At 48.7% G+C, this 5172-nt stretch carries 5 protein-coding genes; 4 read left to right on the plus strand and 1 reads right to left on the minus strand.

The genetic code is table 11. From position 1 onward, the window contains the following. Positions 1-137 (minus strand): DUF2924 domain-containing protein (locus HQL56_17975; protein ID MBF0311406.1); only part of this gene is annotated, 137 nt, incomplete at its 3' end. A 267-nt stretch (positions 138-404) separates the two neighbouring features. On the opposite strand from HQL56_17975, the gene HQL56_17980 reads away from it, so the two are divergent. From HQL56_17980 to HQL56_17995, 4 genes are all read left to right on the plus strand, one after another. Continuing rightward, positions 405-1595, plus strand: coding sequence for a hypothetical protein (locus tag HQL56_17980; GenBank protein ID MBF0311407.1), 1191 nt, complete (start codon positions 405-407; stop codon positions 1593-1595). Next, positions 1592-2077: a hypothetical protein gene (locus tag HQL56_17985; protein ID MBF0311408.1), complete on the plus strand. Its 486-nt coding sequence runs from the start codon at positions 1592-1594 to the stop codon at positions 2075-2077. Before HQL56_17980 ends, HQL56_17985 begins: the two co-directional genes overlap by 4 nt. Beyond that, positions 2077-4083 (plus strand): DUF3732 domain-containing protein, encoded by a 2007-nt coding sequence (locus HQL56_17990; GenBank protein ID MBF0311409.1) that lies wholly within the window; start codon positions 2077-2079, stop codon positions 4081-4083. The genes HQL56_17985 and HQL56_17990 overlap by 1 nt, the downstream gene beginning before the upstream one ends. Positions 4084-4273: 190 nt before the next feature. Then, positions 4274-5101 carry an ATP-binding protein gene (locus HQL56_17995; protein ID MBF0311410.1) on the plus strand — a complete coding sequence of 276 codons (828 nt, stop codon included), beginning with the start codon at positions 4274-4276 and terminating at the stop codon, positions 5099-5101. Positions 5102-5172 lie beyond the last annotated feature (71 nt).

Here is a 5172-nt window from a genome sequence, read left to right on the forward strand (position 1 = left end):
GCCAGCCGTTTCACCAGGAAGGCCCGGTTGTAGGGCGGCGGCTCCGACTGGCACAACTCCTTCCACATCCCTTTCAGGTCGGCGGTGGTCATGCCCGGCAGGGCCGCCACCTGCTTGATCACGTTGATACCGCTCATGCCCTTTCTCCCCTGGTTGTTTTTTCGACCATAAGGGCGTATGGTTGGCGACTTATCCAGTGGAATATTCTCCGTTTTTCTCATTTCCAGCAGTCGACGTACCCCGGCGGCGAGGATGAAGGCCACCTCGTCCAGGCGTTGGTCGGTGGACAGGAAAGCGGGAACTCTGCCGTGAAATTAATTTGATTTTTTCGATAATTTCTGATACTTATTAATTAGTGATTAAAAATACCTAAACACACAGCGCAATGCCCTACGGAATGAGTGATGCCCATATCGAATACGGCAGCTGGCGGTCAGGCTCTTGGGTATTATTACCAAGAAAGACGATGTCTTTTCTGGCTTTTAAGCAGCCAGCCAGGAGATGTGGTTGCGTTTGAGAAATTAGGGGATGTTGCCGTTGAAAAGGACGATGGTTCGGTCACCACAGAAGAGGATAAAAGCAGCACAACAGGGAATCCCGTTGCAGACCGATCCGTTGATTTATGGAAGACCTTCTATAATTGGCTCAACGCAATCATTGAGGGGAGGCTAACCCCTCTTAACACTAGGTTCATCTTGTCGGTCCTGCAAAATGTTTCCGGAATGATTGCAAACGGCTTGCATGGTGCCAATTCAAGAGAAAATTCAGGAAAACAATTACAAATAATTCGTAACACATTTCATCAGAACCCTCCGAAGTCTAACATCAAAAAATACATCGATAAAATATTGAGTAAGGAGCATGAAGAAAATGTATTGCTCTTAATTGAGAGTTTCAGACTCGAAACAGGCAGCGGAGACTCATCGGTTGAGGTTTTTGAATTATTTCAGAAAGCAAACCAGAGTCTTGATTTATCCGAAGCAAAATTAGTGTTTGAAGCCTGTAGCGGGTGGGTTAAAAGTGAAATCATGAAGCAACTGGAACAGGGTGGTTCCTATGCCATAATACCGGTAAAATTGTTCCGAACTCGATTAAGAGAAATCACCCTCAATTTGCGAGACAACCGGATTCTCAACTCATTTACCAACCCGCCAAATCCGGATGATGTCGACAGCACTGTATCTGCACAACCAATCTTTCTTAGGCAGTTGGATTTAATTGATTATGAAGATGAAAAATTTGAAGCAGCCAAACATTATCTCTGGGCATATGCTGATATTACCGATTGGTCTGAGAAGGGGACCATAGATGGTCAAACGTTTGATAAATTCCATCAGAGTTTGATGGAGCGATGGAGGGATAACAATAAAAGAAGCAAACTGGCTCATCCGTCAGATGAGATTTCGCAAGGACAGAGCACCTATCTTGAATGCAAGAAGCTACAAATTTCTTTGGATGGAAAAATTATTAGCGAAGGAGTTCGATTCATTCCCGGGGTCTATCATGATTTATCAAACAAACGAAAATTGGGCTGGCATCCTGATTATCTAAGATTACTTCCCAGTGAGTACATGCCCGAGGACGACGCAACGTGAGAACCCTCTCTTATATTACACATATTATGCACAATCCTGCTCTCGGCGCGGTCATTCAACGAAGTTTTGTAGATGGCTGTGAAGACGGAAGACAAACAGAAGAGCTTGTTACTTACCCTATGATTTTCCTTCCCATCCCTTTGGCTCTGCATGAATCAACCGCGAAAAAAATAAAAGCAACGAATCAACCATCTGGATTGTTAGGTTTGGGAGAAAAATTACAAAGTGACGTCTATTTGCTTCATAAAATGGTTGAGTCTTCCCGAAATTTAAGCATGGACTCCCTGGCGATGGCTCTTGCCTGCGGTTTGCTAATCTTCGATTCCGAACAAGGAGTGATTGTCTCAAGACGACCAGCCTTAAATACTGCAAATATCCCTGAACGGGTGCGCCCCATGCTAAATACTGCAAGAAAACTTGGAAGGTTATGTCAAGGACGTTCTCTCTCTGATATCTCACTCCATCTCAAGGTCTATTTCTGATGCGCTTCGACATTCTAGAACTGATCCTGTGGCCTCATGATCCTTTAATTCCACCTAAACAGCTTCGCTTCGAGCCGGGCAAGGTGAACATTATTACGGGCATTTCCGGTTCCGGAAAGTCAGCTGTAATTTCCATTTTAGATTATTGCTTGGGCTCATCCGAAGCCCGCATCCCAGTTGGACCTATCCGTAACAAGTGCGCGTGGTATGGGGTACGGGTTAAAACCAACCGGGGGGAACTTTTGCTGGCTCGCCAAGACCAAGGCGACAACAAGGGCGGCAGCGAAAACATGCTGATCCTGGAAGGAGAAGAGATAAAAATTTCTAATGTTACCCCACACAAGAACGCCAGCAGGAATAATGTCGTTCACCATCTTGACAATCTCGTGAAACTTGGAGATGGTCCAATCGACCCTGAAGAGGCATCGGAAAATCGTTCCAGTTTTCGGGATCTGGTTGGATTTTGTTTCCAGCCTCAATATCTTATCGCTAACCCCCGTGTATTATTCTATCGCACTGACACGGCCATTCATACTGAACGGCTCAAGCGCGTATTTCCATTTGCTTTGGGCGCAGAAAACGCCAGGGTTCTTGATGCACGATGGCGTCTGGTCGAAGCGGAAAAAGAACTCAGGGGAAAAGAACGACTTCTCACACAAAAAAATAATGAGGCTGAGGGGTTCCAGAGGGAACTGGATCGGTGGTTATCCGATGCTCGAGTACGGGGGTTATTGGACCCAAGTGAAACCATCCTCAAGGATGCTCCATCCAAAATAGACCGTTTACGGCGAGTGATTAGTGACGCTCTCAGTGGTGTTGATTTATCCTCATCACGGGTTGAAAAATTAAGCAGACGCAAAATTGACTTGGAGCAAGAGGAGAGAAGTAAGGATGCGGAATTGACGGATTTCAAACGACGAATTCAGAATATGGATGGATTGCGGGAGGCGTCCCAAGGATACCGAAGAGCCATTGAGGTTCAACACAGTCGCCTACAACTGTCCAGCCAGCTGCGAAAGCGATATAAGGCGATTAGTGACAAGGATATATCCATTTGTCCGCTGTGTAAAAGCGAAAATGCGTTTGGTGCTACCCACAATTTACTTGAAGAGCTTTGTGCTTCTTTGGAATCTATGGAACAGGAATCCCGTAAACTCCCAAGTGAGCCCCCTGCTCTCTACCTAAAACACTATCACGAAATCAAAAAGAGAACTGACGAACTGGCGAAAGAATTGGCAGTCATACGGGATGAATTGAAGCTATTGGATCGCAAATCCGATAAGGAGAGTGAATCTTCTTTCACTACGGCTGCCCTAAATCAATTCATTGGTGCCTTGCGCCAAGCCATAACAGGTTACGAAACTGCCCAGGAGGATAATAATTTGAACGGGGAGATTGAACGGATCAGAAATCTTGTTAACTCCCTTGTTAGTGATATCAGGCGTTCTGAGCAAGGCATGACTAATGCATTGGAGAGGATTTCCTTCCTTACAGGGGAGTTGGTTTCAAACTTGCAGATTGAAAATCCAGCAGCCCCAATTAAACTTAAGATTAAAGATCTTATGATAAGCATTCTGATTGACGACCGGGAAGACCCATTGTGGGCCATTGGCAGCGGGGCCAACTGGGTCGGATACCATGTAGCCTTATTGTTGGGTTTGCATCGTTTCTTCCGGGATAACAATTCGCCAGTTCCTGGTTTTATTGTATTCGATCAACCTAGCCAGTTGAATTATCCAAGAGAACTGACTCAGCGTTATAATGCCGAAGAGCTAATTGAGAAACGTTCAGAGTTTTCCCTGGACGTTTCTATCGAAGCCTTAAAGAAAATTTATTCCGCCTTTGGTCGGGTTGTTCAGGAAGAGGAGCAACCCTATCGACCCCAGGTACTTGTCCTTGATCATGCAATGGGGGGCGTGTGGGGGCACGTTAAAGACATCAATCACGTTGCGGATTGGAGTGACGAAGGGAATAAACTCGTCCCCGATAACTGGCCTTCCCGATAGTACACTCCTTAGATAACAAAACATTCGGGTCGCCTTCATGCGACCCTTTTTGTTTCTCAGGTTCTCATGATTGCGTCCTGCTTCTCCAATCCCGGTGTCCCTCCTCCGGTGGCAAGTTCCTGCACCCTTCAAGTTTTTTTCTGCACATACCTTACCTCCCTCTTCACCTCCGAGGGGTTCGCCTCCACACCTGGGGGTTGCTATCAAGGCCTGCATTTTCGGCAAGTCGGGCATCGGCAAAACCTCCCAGCTCTGGACCCTGGACCCGGAGACAACCCTTTTCTTCGACTTGGAAGCCGGGGATCTGGCGGTCGAGGGCTGGCCCGGCGACACCATCCGCCCCCGTACCTGGGATGAGTGCCGGGACTTCGCCGTCTTCATCGGCGGCCCCAACCCTGCCCTGCGCAACGACCAGTATTTTTCCCAGGCACACTACGATGCCGTCTGCCAGCAGTTCGGCGATCCGGCGGTGCTGAACAAATACCAGACCATTTTCGTGGACAGCCTCACCGTGGCCGGGCGGCTCTGCTTTCACTGGTGCAAGGGCCAGCCGCAAGCCTTCTCGGATAAGACCGGCAAGCCCGACCTGCGCGGGGCCTATGGTCTGCATGGCCAGGAGATGATCGCCTGGTTGACCCACCTTCAGCACACCCGGGGAAAGAACATCCTCTTCGTCGGCATCCTGGACGAGAAGGTGGATGACTTCAACCGCCGCTTCTTCGCGCCTCAGATCGAAGGTTCCAAGACTGGACTGGAGCTGCCCGGCATCGTCGATCAGGTCATCACCATGGCGGAATTGCCGACCGAAAGCGGTCAACTGTACCGCGCCTTCGTCTGCCACACCATGAACCCCTGGGGGTTTCCAGCCAAGGATCGCTCAGGACGCCTCGCCATGGTGGAGGAACCCCATCTGGGCCGCCTCATGACCAAGATCAGCGGCCCGGTGCGCCCCATCCATGAACGCCTTGAATACGGTCAACCGGCCCCCGCCGAGACCGCCAACTCTGCTTCCAACTGACGATACCAGGAGATCACACCATGAACATGAACGCTGCTTGGCAGGATTACAACGACGCTGATGCCCAGAAC

The sequence above is a fragment of the Magnetococcales bacterium genome (assembly GCA_015231925.1).
In the GTDB taxonomy this organism is placed as follows: domain Bacteria; phylum Pseudomonadota; class Magnetococcia; order Magnetococcales; family JADGAQ01; genus JADGAQ01.